The organism is Acidovorax sp. WCS2018Noco2-16, from assembly GCF_031843945.1.
Taxonomy (GTDB): domain Bacteria; phylum Pseudomonadota; class Gammaproteobacteria; order Burkholderiales; family Burkholderiaceae_C; genus Paracidovorax.
In genome coordinates, this window is sequence record NZ_JAVTJJ010000009.1 from 98625 (window position 1) to 115969 (window position 17345).

General features: G+C 66.9%; 15 protein-coding genes. 6 read left to right on the forward strand and 9 right to left on the reverse strand.

Features of this window, described 5'->3' with window-relative positions:
• The 5 genes from glyS to RQI28_RS16215 form a co-directional block, all read right to left on the reverse strand.
• Nucleotides 1-2271, reverse strand: coding sequence for a glycine--tRNA ligase subunit beta (gene glyS / locus RQI28_RS16195; protein ID WP_311222592.1), 2271 nt, complete (start codon nt 2269-2271; stop codon nt 1-3).
• 32 nt (nt 2272-2303) lie between these two features.
• Complete coding sequence (gene glyQ, locus RQI28_RS16200) at nt 2304-3245, reverse strand: glycine--tRNA ligase subunit alpha (RefSeq protein ID WP_311222650.1); 942 nt, start codon at nt 3243-3245, stop codon at nt 2304-2306.
• A gap of 220 nt (nt 3246-3465) precedes the next feature.
• Nucleotides 3466-4692, reverse strand: coding sequence for a beta-ketoacyl-ACP synthase I (fabB, locus tag RQI28_RS16205; protein ID WP_311222593.1), 1227 nt, complete (start codon nt 4690-4692; stop codon nt 3466-3468).
• Entirely contained in the window at nt 4689-5231 is a 543-nt protein-coding gene (gene fabA / locus RQI28_RS16210; protein WP_311222594.1) for a 3-hydroxyacyl-[acyl-carrier-protein] dehydratase FabA, read from the reverse strand. The genes fabB and fabA overlap by 4 nt, the downstream gene beginning before the upstream one ends.
• Nucleotides 5232-5552: 321 nt before the next feature.
• Entirely contained in the window at nt 5553-6662 is a 1110-nt protein-coding gene (locus tag RQI28_RS16215) for a type II asparaginase (protein WP_311222595.1), read from the reverse strand.
• A 221-nt stretch (nt 6663-6883) separates the two neighbouring features.
• Here RQI28_RS16215 and RQI28_RS16220 point away from each other — a divergent pair, with 221 nt between their 5' ends.
• Entirely contained in the window at nt 6884-7807 is a 924-nt protein-coding gene (locus RQI28_RS16220) for a LysR family transcriptional regulator (protein WP_311222596.1), read from the forward strand.
• A gap of 20 nt (nt 7808-7827) precedes the next feature.
• On the opposite strand, the gene lnt is transcribed toward RQI28_RS16220, so the two are convergent.
• From lnt to RQI28_RS16240, 4 genes are all read right to left on the reverse strand, one after another.
• Complete coding sequence (gene lnt / locus RQI28_RS16225; protein ID WP_311222597.1) at nt 7828-9432, reverse strand: apolipoprotein N-acyltransferase; 1605 nt, start codon at nt 9430-9432, stop codon at nt 7828-7830.
• Nucleotides 9432-10316, reverse strand: a complete 885-nt coding sequence (locus RQI28_RS16230; RefSeq protein WP_311222598.1) for a transporter associated domain-containing protein — start codon at nt 10314-10316, stop codon at nt 9432-9434. Before RQI28_RS16230 ends, lnt begins: the two co-directional genes overlap by 1 nt.
• 66 nt (nt 10317-10382) lie before the next feature.
• Nucleotides 10383-11141 carry a GNAT family N-acetyltransferase gene (locus tag RQI28_RS16235; RefSeq protein WP_311222599.1) on the reverse strand — a complete coding sequence of 253 codons (759 nt, stop codon included), beginning with the start codon at nt 11139-11141 and terminating at the stop codon, nt 10383-10385.
• Nucleotides 11142-11335: 194 nt separating this feature from the next.
• On the reverse strand, nt 11336-11818 hold the full coding sequence (locus RQI28_RS16240) for an Lrp/AsnC family transcriptional regulator (RefSeq protein WP_311222600.1): 483 nt from the start codon (nt 11816-11818) through the stop codon (nt 11336-11338).
• A gap of 164 nt (nt 11819-11982) precedes the next feature.
• Between RQI28_RS16240 and RQI28_RS16245 the strand changes: the two genes are divergently transcribed.
• The 5 genes from RQI28_RS16245 (at nt 11983) to phhA (ending at nt 17318) form a co-directional block, all read left to right on the forward strand.
• Nucleotides 11983-12942 (forward strand): triacylglycerol lipase, encoded by a 960-nt coding sequence (locus RQI28_RS16245; protein ID WP_311222601.1) that lies wholly within the window; start codon nt 11983-11985, stop codon nt 12940-12942.
• A 4-nt stretch (nt 12943-12946) separates the two neighbouring features.
• Nucleotides 12947-13951 (forward strand): lipase secretion chaperone, encoded by a 1005-nt coding sequence (locus RQI28_RS16250; protein WP_311222602.1) that lies wholly within the window; start codon nt 12947-12949, stop codon nt 13949-13951.
• Between the two features lie 195 nt (nt 13952-14146).
• Complete coding sequence (gene hppD, locus RQI28_RS16255) at nt 14147-15274, forward strand: 4-hydroxyphenylpyruvate dioxygenase (RefSeq protein ID WP_311222603.1); 1128 nt, start codon at nt 14147-14149, stop codon at nt 15272-15274.
• 120 nt (nt 15275-15394) lie between these two features.
• Nucleotides 15395-16396: a Bug family tripartite tricarboxylate transporter substrate binding protein gene (locus tag RQI28_RS16260; protein WP_404976907.1), complete on the forward strand. Its 1002-nt coding sequence runs from the start codon at nt 15395-15397 to the stop codon at nt 16394-16396.
• Nucleotides 16397-16466: 70 nt separating this feature from the next.
• Entirely contained in the window at nt 16467-17318 is an 852-nt protein-coding gene (gene phhA / locus RQI28_RS16265; protein ID WP_311222604.1) for a phenylalanine 4-monooxygenase, read from the forward strand.
• The last annotated feature ends 27 nt before the right edge of the window (nt 17319-17345 follow it).

Genomic DNA, 17345 nt, shown 5'->3' on the forward strand with positions numbered 1-17345 from the left:
TCAGGCAGCCAGACGCGACAGGTCGGCCACGCGGTTCATGGCGTCGTGCAGGCTCTTGAGCAAACCCTGGCGGTTCAGGCGCAGGTCCATCTGCTCGGCGTTGACCATCACGTCGTCGAAGAACGCGTCCACCGGCGCGCGCAGCACGGCCAGCGTCTGCAGGCTGGCGGTGTAATCGCCCGCGTCGAACTGTGCATTGGCCTCGGGCACGAAGCGCTGCAGCGCGGCGTACAGGTCCTGCTCGGCCTTTTCCTGCAGCAGATCGGGGTTGACGTGCGGGTCGACCGGGCCGGCGACTTCGGCTTTTTTCAGGATATTGCCCACGCGCTTGTTGGCCGCTGCCAGGGCCGGAGCCTCCGGCAGCGCGGAGAAGGCACGCACCGCCGCCAATTGCTTTTGCACCAGGGACAGGCGCTGCGGACGCAGGGCGATGACGGCATCGACTTCCTGTGCGCTGTAGCCCTGCTCGCGCAGGCTGCCGGCGAGGCGGTCGTAGATGAAGGAGCCAAGAGCATCGGCGGTATCTCGCGTAGCAAATTCAAGATGCTGCTGAGTGTGCTTGGAGGCAATCGCAGGATAGACACCGGGCGGCGAGGTACTCGTGCCCACAGTGACGCCCTTGTTCATCATCAACTCGTTGAACACTCGAATGGTGCTGCCGATCAAGTCATCCAAACCTATCGGCAAATCGCGTTCCACCAACATCCGGATCACCCCCAGCGCATGCCGGCGCAGCGCGAACGGGTCGCGGTCGCCGGTGGGCAGGTTGCCGATGCCGAACATGCCGACCAGCGTCTCCAGCTTGTCGGCCAGCGCCACGATGACGCCCACGTTCTCGCGTGGCAGCTCGTCGCCGGCAAAGCGGGGTTTGTAGTGGTCTTCGATGGCATGGGCCACCTCGTGCGCCAGGCCGTCGTTGGCGGCGTAGTAGCCGCCCATGATGCCCTGCAGCTCAGGAAACTCACCCACCATGTCGGTGACCAGATCGGTCTTGGCCAGCCGCGCGGCCGTGTCCACGCACTCCAGCAGGTAGTCGCGGGCGATGTCGCCTTCGTCGGTATCGAGCGCCGGGTTCTGGTGGCTGATGTTGTTGAAGAGCTGCACGGCGATGGCCTTGGCGATCGCGCGCACGCGCTCCACGCGCTCGCCCTGCGTGCCGAGCTTGTTGTGATAGACCACTTTGCCCAGGCTCTCGACGCGCGAGGCCAGCGTCTTCTTGCGGTCCTGGTCGAAGAAGAACTTGGCGTCTGCCAGGCGCGGGCGCACCACGCGCTCGTTGCCGCCGATGACGGCGCTCGCATCCGACGGGCTGATGTTGCTGACCACCAGAAACTGGTGCGTCAGCTTAGCCTGAGCGTCCAGCAGCGGAAAGTACTTCTGGTTGGCCTTCATCGTGAGGATCAGGCATTCCTGCGGCACGCCCAGAAATTCCTTTTCGAATTCGCACACCAGCACGTTCGGGCGCTCGACCAGCGCGGTCACTTCATCGAGCAACGCATCGTCGTCGATGGGGCGCACACCACCGCCCACGCGCTCGGCGGCGGCCTGCAGCTGGCGCACGATGTCGGCACGGCGCTCGGCAAAGCTGGCGATCACGGCGCCTTCGCTCTTGAGCTGCGCGGCGTAGCTGTCGGCGCTTTGAATGACCACCGGGTCGACGGCCGCCTCGAAGCGGTGGCCCTGCGTGGTGTTGCCGGCGGACAGGCCCAGCGCCTTCACCGACAGCAGCACCTCGGTGCCATGCAGCGCGACCAGGCCGTGCGCGGGCCGCACGAAGTTCACGCTGCTCCAGCCGTCCGCCAGCTGGTAGCGCATCACCTTCGGGATCGGCAGCTTGGCGATGGCTTCATGCAGCGCCTTCTGCAGACCGTCGGCCAGCGTCGCGCCGCGGGCGGTGCTGTTGTAGAACAGCACGTCGGCCTTGCCGTCATTCACGCGCGCCAGGCCGGCCACGGCCGATGCGTCGGCGCCTAGTGCGGCCAGTTTCTTCAGCAGCGCGGGCGTGGCGGTGCCGTCAGCAGCCAGGCCCACCGCCACCGGCATGAGCTTGTGCGACACGGCCTTGTCGTCGGCGGCCGGGGCCACTTCGGTGATGTGCGCGGCCAGACGGCGCGGCGATGCGTAGGCGGTGAAGCGCGCGTCGGCAGCGGTCAGCCCCTGGGCCTTGAGTTGTTCGAACAGCACGCCGGCAAAGGCGTCGCCCAGCTTTTGCAGCGCCTTCGGGGGCAGTTCTTCGACGAACAGTTCAACGAGAAGATTCGGATGGGTCATGGTGATGCTTTTCAGTGCTCCGCGCCGCGCCCTCAGGCGGCCTTCTTGTTCTGTTGCTGCTGCTCGGCCTTCGCCAGGTCGGCCAGCACTTCGGTGGCCCAGTCCTTGGGCGCCATCGGAAAGCCCAGGCGCGCGCGGCTGTCCAGGTAGCTCTTGGCGACGGCGCGGGCCAGGTTGCGGATGCGGCCGATGAAGGCGGCCCGCTCGGTCACGCTGATGGCGCCGCGCGCGTCCAGCAGGTTGAAGCTGTGCGCGGCTTTCAGCACCTGCTCGTAGGCAGGCAGGGCCAGTTGCTGTTCGACCAGGTGCTGGGCCTGCTTTTCATGCGCCGTGAACGCGGTGAACAGAAAGTCGGCGTCGGAATGCTCGAAGTTGTAGGTGGATTGCTCCACCTCGTTTTGCTTGTACACATCGCCGTAGCTCAGGCCCTCGGTCCACGTCAGGTTGTAGACGTTGTCCACGCCCTGCAGGTACATGGCCAGGCGCTCCAGGCCGTAGGTGATCTCGCCCGTGGCGGGCTTGCAGTCGATGCCGCCGACCTGCTGGAAGTAGGTGAACTGCGTCACCTCCATGCCGTTGAGCCACACCTCCCAGCCCAAGCCCCAGGCGCCGAGCGTGGGGTTCTCCCAGTCGTCCTCGACAAAGCGGATATCGTTCTTCTTCAGGTCGAACCCCAGCGCTTCCAGGCTGCCCAGATACAGCTCCAGGATGTTGGCCGGCGCCGGCTTGAGAACGACCTGGAACTGGTAGTAGTGCTGCAGTCGGTTGGGGTTCTCGCCATAGCGGCCGTCCTTGGGGCGGCGGCTGGGCTGCACGTAGGCGGCCTTCCAGGGCTCGGGGCCTAAAGCGCGCAGGAAGGTGCCGGTGTGCGAGGTGCCGGCGCCCACTTCCATGTCGTAGGGCTGCAGCAGTGCGCAGCCTTGTTCAGCCCAGTACGACTGCAGCTTCAAAATGATTTGCTGGAAGGTCAACATGCGTGTGTCTGGCATGGCAGGGGCCATGCGGTTGGGTAAGGGATGAGGCACGCAGGCGCGCGCGAAACGGTCGATTTTACGAGCCACGGCCGGCGCGTCGATTTCCACACGCCACAGCGCCGCAGTTCAAAGCAAAAATAGCCGCTAGCGCTTATGTATCAAGCGCTAACAGCTATTATTTTTATAGCAACGCGCCACAGGGGGCGTTGCGGGGTTCACGTCACTCTGACCAACGGCGCAGCACCAGGCTGGCGTTGGTGCCGCCAAAGCCGAAGCTGTTGGACAGCACGGTGGTCAGCTCGGCATCGCGCGAGGTGCGCACGATGGGCATGCCCTCGGCGGCCGGGTCCAGGTTCTCGATGTGGGCCGAACCGGCGATGAAACCGCCCTGCAGCATGTAGATGCAGTAGATCGCCTCTTGCACGCCCGTCGCGCCCTGCGAATGGCCGGTGAGTGACTTGGTGGACGAGAACGGCGGCACCGCATCGCCGAACACTTCGCGCAGCGCGCGCAGCTCGGGCAGGTCGCCCACGGGGGTGGAGGTGCCGTGCGTGTTCACGTAGTCGATGGTGCCGCCGCCCGCCTCGGCAATGGCTTGCCGCATGCAGGCGATGGCGCCGTCGCCCGAGGGCGCGACCATGTCTTCGCCGTCCGACGACAGGCCGAAGCCGACGATCTCGGCCAGGATGGTGGCGCCGCGGGCCTGGGCGTGCTCCAGGCTTTCCAGCACCAGCGCACCGCCGCCACCGGCGATCACGAAGCCGTCGCGGTCCACGTCGTAGGGGCGCGAGGCCTTCTCGGGCGTGTCGTTGAACTTGGCCGACATGGCGCCCATGCCGTCGAACAGCGTGGCCAGGCCCCAGGACAGCTCCTCGCCGCCGCCCGCGAACATCACGTCCTGCAGGCCGAAGGCGATCTGCTGCGCCGCCATGCCCACGCAGTGCGCAGACGTGCTGCAGGCCGACGTGATGGAGAAGTTGATGCCCTTGATGGCGAACGCCGTGGACAGGTTGGCCGACACCGTCGAGCCCATGCAGCGTGTGACCTGGTAAGGCCCCACGCGGCGAATGCCCTTGGAGCGCAGCGTGTCGGCCGCCTCGATCTGGTTGGCCGGCGAGCCGCCGCCCGAGCCCATGATCAGGCCGGTGCGCGGGTTCGAGACTTGGGTGGGCGCCAGGCCCGACTGCGCGATGGCGTCTTTCAGCGAAAGATAGGCATACGCCGCCGCATCGCCCATGAAGCGGCGTTGCTTGCGGTCGATGAGTGCGTCCAGGTCGATCTGGGGAATGCCGGCGACCTGGCTGCGCAGGCCGAGTTCGGCGAACTCGGGCATGGCACGAATGCCGGAGGTGCCTTCGCGCAGCGACGTGGTCACTGCCTGCTGATCATTGCCGATGCACGAGACGATGCCCGCACCCGTAACGACGACGCGCTTCTTCGTGGTCATGCCGATGCTCCCGCTGCGGGCGCTCCGTCCTTCCCGCCTTCTTCACGCTTGAAGAGGCCCACGCGGAGGTCGCTGGCCACATAGATTTCCTGGCCGTCGGCCAGCAGGCGGGCGTCGCCAATCGCCATGACCAGCTTGCGCTTGATGACCCGCTTGATGTCGATCTCGTACGTGACGAGCTTCACGTTCGGGCCGACTTCGCCGGTGAACTTGACTTCGCCCGCGCCCAGTGCGCGGCCCCGGCCCGGCAGTTGCAGCCAGGTCAGGTAAAAGCCGATCAGCTGCCACATGGCGTCCAGCCCCAGGCAGCCCGGCATGACCGGGTCGCCCTGGAAGTGGCAGTCAAAGAACCACAGATCAGGCTTGATGTCGAGTTCGGCGCGAATCTTTCCCAGCCCGTGGGCGCCACCGTCGGTGTCGATGTGCGTGATGCGATCGAACATCAGCATGGGCGGCAGTGGCAGACGGCCACTGTCAGGGGTGAACAGCCGGCCTTCACCCGAGGCGATCAGTTGTTCATAGGAAAAGGAATCAGCCATTGTCAGTCGTGCTCCAGATCGGCGCCTTGCCGTCGCGGGGGAGGGGGTGAGAAGAGTCGGAAGGAAGAAAAAGTCAGCAGGTGCGCGCCCGTATTGTGCCGGGCCACAGCCCCGCATTATCAAGGCTTGCGGAGGCCCGACCATGCGGCAGGGCCAAGGGACTCTACCTATCCTGCCTGCGTTGCATGACATTTGTCGGTAGGCCGAAACCAACAAAAGCCCCATGAAGGGGCTTTTGCACTGCGGTGACCCCAGACGCGCAGGCTGAGCGCCGGTGCACCATGGGTTCCAAACCACCGTCCCGGCTAGCTCAAAGCGGGCTCAGTACTGCCAGAAGATGCGCTGCAATTCCTGGCTGGTCTGCGGGCGGGTGAGCGCCACGGCGGCCAGAATGCGCGCCTTCTGGGGGTTCAGGTCATGCGCGACCACCCAGTCGTATTTGTCGTCGGGCTGCTCGGCGTTGCGCAGCACGAAGCCGTCGGCCACACGCGAAGAGCGCACGACCTGAATGCCCTGGCCGCGCAATTCCTGTAGCGCAGGCACCACACGGTCGGCCACCGAGCCGTTGCCCGTGCCTGCATGGATCAGCGCCTTGATGCCCGTGCGGCCCACCGATTCGATCGTGGAGCGCGGCACGTTGCCGTAGCCATAGACGATCTCGACCGGCGCCAGCGTGTCGATCTCGTCGATGTTGAATTCCGACTGCGCGGTGTGGCGCTTGACGGGCGCGCGGAACCAGTAGCTCTTGCCTTCCACCACCATGCCCAGCGGGCCCCACTGGCTGCGGAACGCCTGCGTCTTGATGTTGACGCCCTTGACCACGTCGCGGCCGCTCTGGATTTCATCGCTCATGGTCACCAGCACGCCCTTGCCGGCTGATTCCGGACTGGCCGCCACCGTCACCGCGCTCAGCAGGTTGAGCGCGCCATCGGCCGAGAGCGCCGTGCCGGGCCGCATCGAGCCCACCACCACGATGGGTTTGCTGGTGCGCACCACCAGGTTCAGGAAGTAGGCCGTCTCTTCCAGCGTGTCGGTGCCGTGGGTGATGACGATGCCGTCCACGTCGGCCTGCTTGGCCAGTGCGGACACGCGCTTGCCCAGCGTGAGCAGCTGCGCGTTGGTGAAGCTCTCGGACGCGATCTGGAACACCTGTTCGCCCCGCACCGTGGCCACGTTGGCCAGTTCGGGCAGGCCGGCCAGCAGCTTGTCGACCGGCACCTTGGCGGCCGCGTACGACGCGCTGTTGACCGCCGAAGCGCCCGCACCCGCGATGGTGCCGCCGGTGGCCAGCACCACCACGTTCGGCTTGGCGACGACGGCCGCTTGAACCGGCTGCGTGGCGGGTGCCAGTTGCTGCGCGGGGGCGGCGATGGCCCAGGCGGCAAAGGCGGCGCCGGCCAACAGGCGCTTGAGTTTCAGGTGCGAAAACATGGGTGTCGATCCTCCAGAAGATTCAGAAATATGTCGTTATGTGCCAGCAGATGCGGCGGCGTGCAGCGCGCGTTGCGCTGCAGCCCCGCTCCGGTCCCCGCGCTGATCGCTGCGGGTGCCGTATCGTAGGAAGGCGGCGCCGGCCGGGTGGGGAATAATCGCCGCCCGGGTGTGACGGGAAGTCATATCCGGGAAAACACCAGCCTGGACCTTCTTTTCCCATGAACCTGCGGCAACTCGAAGTCTTCCAGGCCGTCATGCAGACGGGCAACATGAGCGCTGCCGGGCGTCTGATCTGCATCACGCCATCGGCCGTCAGCAAGACCATCGCCCATGCCGAGCTGCAACTGGGCTACCCCCTGTTCAGCCGCGTGCGGGGCACACTGGTGCCCACGCCCGAGGCGCAGGCGCTGTTCGCCGCGTCCAGCCAGATCCACCGCCAGCTCGACGAGCTGCGCCACACCGCGCTGAACCTGCGCCAGCCCGAAGACGGCCTGGTGCGGCTGGCCGCGATTCCATCGGTCACGCACGAATTCCTGCCCGCCGTGCTGGAGCAGCACGCCCTGCGCGCACCGCGCGTGCAGATAGAGGTGCGCACGCTGCACCAGGACCAGATGGCCCAGGCCCTGCTGACGCACGCCGTCGATTTCGGCCTGGGCTTCTACCCGCATCCGCACCCGCAGGTGCACAGCGACATGCTGGTGAGCGGGCCGCTCTTCATCGCCGTCACGCGCGAGATCTGGCTGCGCGCCGTGCGCGTGAACCGGTCCGATCCCATCACCTTCCTGGCCAACACGCCCATGATTCCGCTACTGGGCGACGACCCCATGCGCCCGCACATGGCAGAGCTGGCGCGCCAGCTGGGCGTGCACCACGAACTGGGCATTCAGGTGCAGACATCGCGGTTGGCGCTGGAACTGGTCAAGCGCGGCATGGGCTGGACGATGATCGACTTCCTCACCGCCAGCAACCTGGACGCCGCCACCATGGCCGCCGTGCCGGTGCGCGATTTGCCGCCGATCCCGTTCTACGCCTATCACGCGGCCCGTCGGCCGCCCGACCGCCAGGCCGCGCGCCTGCTGGCGTCCTTGCCGGGGCTGCTCAGCCAGACGCTGGGCAGGCCGCATGCGCAGCCCGCGGGGTAAATCCGAAAGCGGAAAAAGCCTCAGCGGCGCCGCCGCGCGATCCACGCCGCGGCAGCCACGCCCAGGCCCAGCGCCCAGAAGGGCCACAGCCCCCAGCGCGAGACCCACCAGGCGAATGGCGTGACGGCGCCGCTGCGGCCCTGCACGTCGGCCAGCAGCACGCCGCGCGTGTGTGGCGCCAGCGCATGCGTGACGCGGCCCCGGTGGTCGATGACCGCGGTGGCGCCAGTGTTGGTGGCGCGCACCATCGGGCGCTCGAACTCCAGCGTGCGCATGCGGCTGATGGACAGATGCTGGTCAATGGCGATGCTGTCGCCGAACCAGCCGATGTTGCTGAAGTTGACCATCACCGTCGGCGCCGTGGCCGCGTTGGCAAAGCGCGCGCCCAGCTCTTCGCCGAACAAATCTTCATAGCAGATGTTGGGCGCGATGCGCTCGCCCTGCCACGCGAAGGACGGCTGGCCCACAGCGCCGCGGTTGAAGTCGCCCAGCGGAATATTCATCAGCTCGGTGAACCAGCGAAAGAACGGCGGAATGAATTCGCCGAACGGCACCAGGTGGTGCTTGTCGTAGCGATACGGCCCGGTCTGGCCCGGCGCCATGCCGATGACCGAATTGGTATAGCCCAGATCCATGTTGCCCAGCGGAATGCCGACCAGCGCCGCCTGCCGGCCGCTGGCATAGCGCGCCGTGATGCCTTCCAGATAGCCCGGCAGCAGTTGCTGCGGCAGCAGCGGAATCGCCGTTTCAGGCGCGACGACCAGGGATGCGGTGGCGGCGTTCAGCTGCTCGGCATACCAGCGCAGCGCCAGCGGCACGCCGCTGCCCGGCTGGAATTTCTCGTCCTGCGGGATGTTGCCCTGCAGCAGCGCCAGCGACAGCGTGCGGGGCGGCTCCATCGGCGTGTGGCACAGCTCCACGGCGCAGTGGCGCTGGGCAGACAGGGCCGCCCAGGCCAGCACGGCGGTGGTGGCCAGCACCCACACGCCGCGTCGGCGCGCATCGGCCCGGCGCAGCAGCGCAATGCCCATGGCCAGCGCCGCGGCGACAAAGCCGATGCCGTAGACGCCCACGCTGCGCGCCAGCACGGCCAGCGGGCCGTCCACATGGGCGTAGCCGCCGGCACCCCAAGGAAAGCCCGTCCACCAAATGCCGCGGGCCAATTCGGCCAACAGCCAGAATGCTGCAAAAAGGATAGCTGCCAGCGCTCTATTGACGGGCGCTAGAGCCCTGAAACACCCTGAAACCACAGCGTAGTAGCTGCCCAGGAAAGCAGCCAGACCCACGATGGCCAGCACGGTCAGCGGCGCCGCCAGCCCGCCATAGGTGTGCATGGAAATGAACAGCCACCAGAACGTGCCCGTCAGCCACACGGTGGCAAACAGCCAGCCCAGCGCCGCCGCGCGCCGGCCCGTGGGCGCTGCCACCAACACCCGCGCCAGCAGCGCCAGCGACAGCACCTGCAACCACCACAGGGGCTGCCCGCCCCAGGGCCAGGCGATGGAAGCAGCCTGCGCCAGCCCGCCCACCGCAGCCAGCAGCCAGGGCAGCGCGCGCGACAGCAGGCCGGGCGCGCCGATGCGTGCGGCAGCGGAAGGCGCTGCGTGCGAAGAAGGGGAGTTCATCAGCCGGCGGACGCGGCGCCGGCGCCGTCGGTGGCCGGCGACACCTTGAACCAGCGCACCGCACCGCCCTTGGTGTGCAGCACCACGAACTGCAGCCCGCCCAGCACGATCTGTTCGCCCTTGCGCGGCATGTGGCCGAACTCGTGCGCGATCAGCCCGCCGATGGTGTCGAAGTCTTCATCCGGGTCGCTGCCTTGCAGCACCACGCTGAAGGCCTCGGCCACGCGCTCGACCGGCGTGTCGCCGCTCACGCGCCAGGTCTGGTCGGCCAGGCCGAAGATGTCGCCCTCTTCTTCAGGAAGATCGAATTCGTCCTCGATCTCGCCGACGATCTGCTCGAGCACGTCCTCGATGGTGACGAGGCCTGCCACGCGGCCGAATTCGTCGATCACCACGGCCATGTGGCTGCGCGTGCTGCGGAAGTCGCGCAGCAGATCGTTCAGCCCCTTGCTTTCGGGCACGAACACCGCCGGGCGCAGCAGCGCGCGGATGTTGAGTTCGGGCGCGCGGCGCAGCTTGAGCAGGTCTTTGGCCAGCAGCACGCCAATGATGTTCTCGCGCCCGTCCTGATAGACCGGAAAGCGCGAATGCGCGGTGTCGATCACCTGGTTCATCAGCACTTCGTGGGGCGCCTCGATGTCGAGCAGGTCCATGCGCGTGGACGGCACCATCACGTCGCTGGCGGTCATCTCGGCCATGCGCAGCACGCGCTCGAGCATCACACGGGCGTCCGCGTTGATGACGTCGTTGGTTTCGGCCTCGGCCAGTGTGGCGATCAGCTCAGCGGTCGAATCCGGTCCGGGGTGGATGAATTCGACGAATCTCTGCAAAAAGGTGCGCTTGTCTTCCTTGTCGGAAGGGCGCCCCGGGTGGGGGTCTGCCACGGTCTTGGAATGCAGGACGTGCGGTCGTTGAACAAGCCGCAAGGATAGCGGATCGACCCGCGGGGACTATTGGGCCGACTGGTGGCGCCCGCTGCGCACGCCCTGGCGCACTTCCTGCACACCCGAGAGAAACGCCCAGAACTGCCGCGCCTGCTTCTTCATCTGGTAGTTCGCTTCGCCGTAGTGCAGCGTCATGAGTTCGGCCACGCGCGTGCCCCGCCCGGGCGGGCTCAGCTGCAAATAGGCTTCGGATTCAGAGCCGTCGCGCCGCACGATGGCGCCGGCATTGCGGGCAATCTTCAGCATGGCCGTGTTTTCCGACAGCGCATGGATGAACACCATGGTGACGCCGGCCGTGCGCGCATGCATCACTGCCCGCTCGAACAGCCGCGCACCAAAGCGCCTGCCGCGTGCACGGCGAAGCACCGATACGCCGAACTCGGCACAGCCGGGGTGGCTCGCCTGCGCGGCGAAGGCCAGGTGGGCGGTGGCGATCAGGTCGAGCCGTCGATTGAAGATGCCGAAGATCTCGTCGCGCGCAAAGTCGAGCTGGTCGACATAGCGGCGCACCTGCTCGTCGCTGGCGGAGTAGCCAAAGCGCAGGTAGCGGTCGGAAGGTTCGAGCAGCAGCAGGTGCTGGGCGATGCGTTCGCGGTGCTGGGGTCCGAGTGAGCGAATGGGTATCGCCACGCCGAAGGAGGCGAAAGCAGCCGCAGGAGGTGAGGGCACCACAGACGTGGCCGCGCCTCGGTGCGCGGTGCGTGCACGCATCAGATTGCGGCACGCGTTCCAGGAAGTCTGGATCCAGTCTTTGGATGGGAACATGATGGGCGCGATTCTAGGGTTTTCCCTGATGTCGTGCCCATCGCAGTGTCGTTTGTCGGCACTTGCCTGCAAATTTCAGATTTCAAGCCAAATCGGCCTCTAGCGCTTAACCATCAAGCGCATATAGCTATTAATAACGTAGCAAAAGAGCCTGCAGCGATGTCGCCTGCGCGTCAACGCACGGCCGGCGTGGGCTACACCGGCACCGCCGTGGTCGCCTTCACCCGGTCCAGTACGAAGCTGGTCTTGCAGTCCTGCACGCTGGGGTGCTTGAGCAGCGTGTCCATGATGAAGCGGCTGTAGTGCGCCATGTCGGCCACCACCACGCGCAGCAGGTAGTCCATCTCGCCGGTCAGCGCGGCGCATTCCACCACTTCGGGCCAGGTCTGCACGCTGGCGCGGAACAGATCCATCGGGTTGCGCTTGTGGCTTTCGGTGTGCTTTTCGAGCCGCACGTTCAGGTAGGCGGTCAGGCCCAGGCCCACCGCCTCGGGCTGCACCAGGGCGACGTAGCGGTCGATCACGCCCGCGTCTTCCAAGCGCTTGGCGCGGCGCAGCACGGCGCTGGGCGACAGGCCGACCTGCTCGCCGATCACATCGTAGGTTTCGCGGCCGTTCAGCTGAAGGCAGCGCAGGATGGCCCGGTCAAGCCGGTCCAATGCGTGAAGAGCGCTCATGGCACAGGATTCTACGAACTGCGCTGGCCTTCGCGGGGCCTGGCCGACCGGCCTGCGGGTTTGTCCCGGTGAATGCCCAGGAAGTGGGGCAAATAATGGGACGCACAAAATAGAACGGTCGTTCTTTTTCTGGCTTCACAACGATACCAACGGAGACAGACACCATGCACACAATCCTCCGCCACGTTCAGCGGGCAAGGGCGCTGGCGACCGGCACCTTGCTGGTCTTCGCCCTGGCCTTCACCTTCACCACCTCCACGGCCCACGCGCAAGCCAGCGGCACCACGCAGACGCGCTATCCCATCGTGCTGGTGCACGGCCTCTTCGGCTTCAAGTCGCTGCTGGGGGTGGACATGTTCTACGGCATTCCGCAGGCGCTGCAGCGCGACGGCGCGCAGGTGTTCGTCGCCGAAGTGTCGGGAGCCAACAGCTCGGAAGTGCGGGGAGAGCAGCTGCTGGCGCAGGTCAAGGACATCCTCGCGATCACCGGTGCGGCCAAGGTGAACCTGATCGGCCATTCGCACGGCGGACCTACCGTGCGCTACGTCTCGGGCGTGGCGCCCCAACTGGTGGCGTCCGTCACCACGGTCGGGGGCGTGAACCGGGGCTCCCGCGTGGCCGATGCGGTGCGCGGCGTGCTGCCGGCCGGCTCGGTGCAGGAATCGGTCGCCAACCAGGCCGTCAAGGCCGTGGCGCAATTGCTGGCGCTGCTGGCAGGCTCTCCCGACTACCCGCAGGTGCCGAAGGCGGCCCTCGAATCGCTGACCACCTCCGGCGCTGCTGCGTTCAATCGCCGCTTTCCCCAAGGCCTGCCCGACGGTTGCGGCGACGGTGCCTCGGTGGTGAACGGCGTGCGCTACTACTCCTGGACCGGCACGCGCCCGGTCACGAACGTGCTGGACCCAAGCGACGCGTTCCTGGCGCTGCTGGCCCCCGTGCACGGCGAGGCCAATGACGGACTGGTGTCGGCCTGCTCTTCGCGCCTGGGCAAGCACCTGGGCGATTATCGGCAGAACCATCTGGACGAGATCAATCAGTTCGTCGGCCTGCGCGATTTGTTCTCCGTCGATCCGGTGACGCTGTACCGCCAGCATGCCCAGCGCCTGAAGGCGCAAGGGCTTTGACGCCATGGCGCGCCTGGGCCAGCGGTTTCCCCCGGCGTCGGTGACCGGATGGGCCGCGGCGCTGGCGGCTGTGGTGGCGCTTGGCGTGGCTGGCTGGCTTGCCACCCGTGCGCAGCCGCCGGATAGCGCGGCAGCGCAAGCCCCGCCCGGCGCCGCAGCGCCCTGGAACACCGCCCCCGCGCGGCACGCGGTGGCAGGTTCTGCCGACCCGTTCATGTCACCGCGTGCGCCGGGCCCGCCGCCCGGCCCGCTGGCCGACCCACTGCTCGGTCCCGGGTTGCGCGATGCGATCGAGGCGCTGCTGAACGCCGCGCTGGAAGGCATCGACACGCAGGACACCGCCGCGCTCAAGCGCCGCATGGAGGCGCTGGTGGGCCAGCACTTCGCCGCCGACGTGCGCGACCGCGCCCTGGCGATCGCGCTGCGCTACGTGGACTACCGCACCGCGCTGGGCCGCGTGCCGCCACCGGCCGATCTGTTTGACCCGCACGCCGTGCGCGATGCGATGCAGGCGCGCGGGCGGCTGCGCCAACAGTTGTTTGATGGCCCCGAATACGAGGCGCTGTTTGCCGCCGATGCAGCACTCGACCGCCACACGCTGGCGCGTCTGGAGATCGCGGCAGACCCCGCCCTGACACCGGCGCAACGCACCCAGGCGCTGAGCGCTGCGGAAGCCACCTTGCCCGCACCCATGCGCGCCGCGCGCCAAGCCTCCGTTGCGCACCTGGCAGCAGCCGAACAGACGGCCGCCCTGGATGCCCGCCAGGCCGACGCCGCCACGCGCCTGGCCGAGCGCAGCGCCCGCTATGGCGATGCGGCGGCCCAGGCGCTGGCCCGGCGCGACAGCGAGGAAAGGCAGTGGCAAGACCGGCTGAACCAATATCAACAAGCACGCGCGGGCGATGGGGAAGGCGCCGCACTGCAACGCTTGCGCGAGCAACTCTTTTCGCCCGAGGAACAACTGCGCGTGGAGGCCGCACTGGCGCTGCGCGACGCCAATAGCCAATAGCCAATAGCCAACAGTGCTTCGGGTTTACCCTGCATGCATCGCTCGTTCAGCGCTCAAGCGGTGCGCACTATCCAACTGGCTTGCAGTTTTCCTGCGTAGCCAGCGCATGCAGACGCGATTTACGCCAGAAACATGAGCCGGGCTGCGCCTACAGTGCATTGATACCGATCAACGCACCGCACGGAGACCCGCCCCATGAACACCCCCCTGCCCCAGACTGCCGCCCAGGACACTGCCGCCTGGGAGAACCCCATGGGCACCGACGGTTTCGAGTTCATCGAGTTCGCCGCACCCGACCCGCAGGCCATGGGCCTGGTGTTCGAAGGCATGGGCTTCAAGCCCGTGGCCCGCCACCGCCACAAGAACGTGACGCTGTACCGCCAAGGGCAGATCAACTTCATCATCAATGGCGAGCCCGACAGCTTCGCGCAGCGCTTTGCCCGCCTGCACGGCCCCAGCGTCTGCGCCATCGCCTTTCGCGTGCACGACGCCAAGGCCGCCTACGAACGCGCGCTGAACCTGGGCGCCTGGGGCTTCGCGGGTTCGGCCGGCCCGGGAGAGCTGAACATTCCCGCCATCAAGGGCATTGGCGACAGCGTGATCTACCTGGTGGACCGGTGGCGCGGCAAGGGCGGCGCAGCGCCCGGCGACATCGGCAACATCGGCTTCTTCGACGTGGACTTCGAGCCGCTGCCCGGCGTGTCGGCCGAAGAGGCGCTGAACCCCAAGGGCCACGGCCTGACGTACATCGACCACCTGACGCACAACGTGCACCGGGGCCGCATGATCGAATGGGCCAACTTTTACGAGCGGTTTTTCAACTTCCGCGAGATCCGCTACTTCGACATCGAAGGCCAGGTGACGGGCGTCAAGAGCAAGGCCATGACCAGCCCCTGCGGAAAGATCCGCATCCCGATCAATGAAGAGGGCAAGGAAAAGGCCGGCCAGATCCAGGAATACCTGGACATGTACAACGGCGAGGGCATCCAGCACATCGCCATGGGCTCGGACGATCTGTACGCCACCGTCGATGCGCTGCGCGGCGCCGGCGTGCGGCTGCTGGACACCATCGACACGTATTACGAGCTGGTGGACAAGCGCATTCCCGGCCACGGTGAAAGCATTGAGGAGCTGCAGCGCCGCAAGATCCTGATCGACGGCAAGCAGGACGCCATCTTGCTGCAGATCTTCAGCGAGAACCAGCTGGGCCCGATCTTCTTCGAGTTCATCCAGCGCAAGGGCGACGATGGCTTCGGCAACGGCAACTTCAAGGCACTGTTCGAGAGCATCGAGCTCGACCAGATGCGCCGCGGCGTGCTGTAAGGCCAGCGCCGCCTTCGCCGCACAGGTCACGTTTCCATCACTCGGGACGCACGCCTGTGCTGCACTGCAACATGGCTCCCTATACTCCGCGCTTCGCCCAAATCGAAGACAAGGAGACCCATGCTGCGCCGCTCTCATTTCCTGGCCCTTTTTCCGGGCCTCTTCCCGGTTGTGTTCACTGCCTTGCTGGCAAGTGCCGCAGGCATGGCCCAGGCGCAGAACGCAGCCGCGCCGCTGAGCATCGTGGTGCCCTACCCGGCAGGCGGGCCGCTGGACAAGGCGGCGCACATCCTGGCCACGGCAGCGGCAACGCAGTTGGGCGCCGTCACGGTGCAGAACAAGCCAGGAGCGGGCGGCAACACCGGGGCGGATCTGGTCGCCAAGGCGCCTGCGGGCGGCAACCTGCTGGTGATGGGCGCGGTCGCCACGCACGCGGTGAACCCCTGGTTGACCAAGCCCTTCCCCTACGACCCGATCGCGGACTTCACGCCCATCGTGCTGGTGGCCCGCACGCCCAACGTGCTGGTGATGGAAGCGGGCAACGCCAAGCGCCTGCAGATCCAGACCAGCAGCGACCTGGTGAAGTACCTCAAGGCGCACCCCGACACGCTGAAATACGGCTCGGGCGGCAACGGCAGCATCGGCCATATCGCGGGCGAGATGTTCAAGTCGCTCACCAACACCCGCATGGCCCACACGCCGTTCCAGGGCGCGGGCCCGGCGCTCAAGGCGCTGCAGGAAGGCAGCGTGGCGCTGGCCTTCGACAACCTGGCCTCGTCGCTGCCGTTGATCCGGTCGGGCAAGCTGGTGGCGCTGGGCGTTACCTCGCTGGGCAGCGACGAAGCCTTGCCCAAGGTGCCCAGCATCAACAGCGAAGTGCCGGGCTTCAACGTGTCGACCTGGTTCGGGCTGTTCGCCCCCGCATCGCTGCCGCCGGCTGCGGCGCAGAAATACGCCACCGCCTTCACCGCAGCCATGCAGTCGCCCGCGGGCCGCGAGCAGTTCCGCGCGATGGGCCTCGCGCCCGAAGAGCTGACGCTGGGCGCCTTCGGCACCTTCGTGCGCTCGGAACACAGCAAATACGGCTTCCTGATCAAGGCAGCCAAGATCAAGACCGACTAGCCGCAGCACGCCCGGGCGTCCGCGGTGCCAAGTCGGCCCATTCGACCGACAACCACCTAGGAGACAAGCCATGGGACAAGCACCCGTCGTCTACGGACAATCCAGCCGGCCGCCGCGCGGCGACTATGCCCGCTGCGGCGCCGACTACACCTGCCCGCAGGACTTCAGCGCCTACACGCCGGCAGACCACGACACCTACCGGCGCTTGTACGAGCGCCAGTCGGCCCTGCTGCCGGGGCTGGCCAGCGACGCGTTCATCGCCGCCCTGCCCTCGCTGGGCGCGCGCGACCGCATTCCGCGCTTCGACGAGATCAACGAACGGCTCTGGCGGGCCACGCGCTGGGAGATCGTGGGCGTGCCCGGGCTCATTCCGGAAGTGCCTTTTTTCACGCTGCTGGCCAACCGCAAGTTTCCGGTGACCGACTGGATTCGCACGCCTGAAGAGTTCGACTACATCGTCGAGCCCGACATCTTTCATGACCTGTTCGGCCATGTGCCGCTGCTCTTCAACCCGGTGTTCGCTGACTACGTGCAGCGCTACGGCCAGGGCGGGCTGAAGGCGCACGACCTGGGCGCCTGCGAGATGCTCTCGCGCCTGTACTGGTACACCATCGAATTCGGCCTGATCCGCCAGCCCGACGGCCTGCGGGCGTATGGCGCGGGCATCCTCAGTTCGGCCGGCGAGCTGCCGTTCAGCGTGCGCAGCCCCGAGCCGCAGCGCCTGCCGCTGCAGCTGGAACGCACCATGCGCACGCGCTACCAGATCGACAGCTTTCAGAAGACCTACTTCGTGATCGACGATTTCGAGCAGCTCTTCCAGATGACCGCGCCGGACTTCGCGCCAATCTATGAGCGCCTGGCCGGCCAGCCCGAATTCGCGGCCGACGCGCGTGGCGAGCCACAAAGCCTGGCCACCACCTGATCGAGAGCGATCTGCCGCCGCGCTGAG

Excerpts from the sequence above, each read along its gene's own strand:
- glyS (WP_311222592.1), bottom strand. The coding sequence starts at position 2,271 with ATGACCCATCCGAATCTTCTCGTTGAACTGTTCGTCGAAGAACTGCCC.
- glyQ (WP_311222650.1), bottom strand. The coding sequence starts at position 3,245 with ATGTTGACCTTCCAGCAAATCATTTTGAAGCTGCAGTCGTACTGGGCT.
- fabB (WP_311222593.1), bottom strand. The coding sequence starts at position 4,692 with ATGACCACGAAGAAGCGCGTCGTCGTTACGGGTGCGGGCATCGTCTCG.
- fabA (WP_311222594.1), bottom strand. The coding sequence starts at position 5,231 with ATGGCTGATTCCTTTTCCTATGAACAACTGATCGCCTCGGGTGAAGGC.
- RQI28_RS16215 (WP_311222595.1), bottom strand. The coding sequence starts at position 6,662 with ATGTTTTCGCACCTGAAACTCAAGCGCCTGTTGGCCGGCGCCGCCTTT.
- RQI28_RS16220 (WP_311222596.1), top strand. The coding sequence starts at position 6,884 with ATGAACCTGCGGCAACTCGAAGTCTTCCAGGCCGTCATGCAGACGGGC.
- lnt (WP_311222597.1), bottom strand. The coding sequence starts at position 9,432 with ATGAACTCCCCTTCTTCGCACGCAGCGCCTTCCGCTGCCGCACGCATC.
- RQI28_RS16235 (WP_311222599.1), bottom strand. The coding sequence starts at position 11,141 with ATGTTCCCATCCAAAGACTGGATCCAGACTTCCTGGAACGCGTGCCGC.
- RQI28_RS16240 (WP_311222600.1), bottom strand. The coding sequence starts at position 11,818 with ATGAGCGCTCTTCACGCATTGGACCGGCTTGACCGGGCCATCCTGCGC.
- RQI28_RS16245 (WP_311222601.1), top strand. The coding sequence starts at position 11,983 with ATGCACACAATCCTCCGCCACGTTCAGCGGGCAAGGGCGCTGGCGACC.
- RQI28_RS16250 (WP_311222602.1), top strand. The coding sequence starts at position 12,947 with ATGGCGCGCCTGGGCCAGCGGTTTCCCCCGGCGTCGGTGACCGGATGG.
- hppD (WP_311222603.1), top strand. The coding sequence starts at position 14,147 with ATGAACACCCCCCTGCCCCAGACTGCCGCCCAGGACACTGCCGCCTGG.
- RQI28_RS16260 (WP_404976907.1), top strand. The coding sequence starts at position 15,395 with ATGCTGCGCCGCTCTCATTTCCTGGCCCTTTTTCCGGGCCTCTTCCCG.
- phhA (WP_311222604.1), top strand. The coding sequence starts at position 16,467 with ATGGGACAAGCACCCGTCGTCTACGGACAATCCAGCCGGCCGCCGCGC.